Below are 655 nucleotides of genomic sequence, written 5' to 3'. Positions count from 1 at the left end.
AAAGGCTTCAAACCACAATTGAAGGCATTCCGATGCTTTGTTCTCACCGGCTTGTTTCAAAACTAAAGTCGCGACTTCAGCTGTCGAAAGATGCTGCTCGTTCTCAGAACGGCGCATGATGTATTCAGATAAACACTCCGGCTCGATAGATAAGACTGGTAGAGACTGTAAAAACTCAGAGCGACGGAAGATTTTTCGCGCCTCACGCCAACTACCATCGATAAAAATCAACAACCACTTTTTGCTATTACCATCAGTGCGATGTAAGTGCTCAGTGTGTAATCCATCTAGCAATCGCTCAGGTTGATCAACGTAATCGGCAGGAAAGACAATGACAGGCTGGTAGTCATCGTTGGACAAAAGATCAAGCATCTCTTGTGAAGGTTCAGTGCGATTCCATTGATACACGTAAGTCTCTTTCACCGTATCAGCAATCAATCGGCCTGTATTGCTTGGCTTAAACACTTCGTTCTCAGACACAATCAGCATGCACGCAACATTGCTATCGATATCAGGTTGCAATTCACATAAACAATGCTGCTCTGAAACCTGACAGAATGGGCAGCGCTGAACTTTGCATCCACGAGCATTGAAAGGCTTCGTTGAGATGGATTGACGATACTGATATAAACGATGGAAAGCGTGGATTCTCATG

1 protein-coding gene is annotated in these 655 nt (G+C 44.4%); it reads right to left on the bottom strand.

The features are described 5' to 3' along the window. Window positions 1-654: tRNA-uridine aminocarboxypropyltransferase (locus R8N49_RS27835; RefSeq protein WP_318190537.1), on the bottom strand; the 654-nt coding region annotated here is incomplete at its 3' end. Between the last annotated feature and the right edge of the window lies 1 nt (window position 655).

The sequence above is a fragment of the Vibrio sp. 1978 genome (assembly GCF_033344345.1).
Note: the sequence above shows the minus strand (reverse complement) of the source record. Positions and strands in the feature narration are given on the sequence as shown.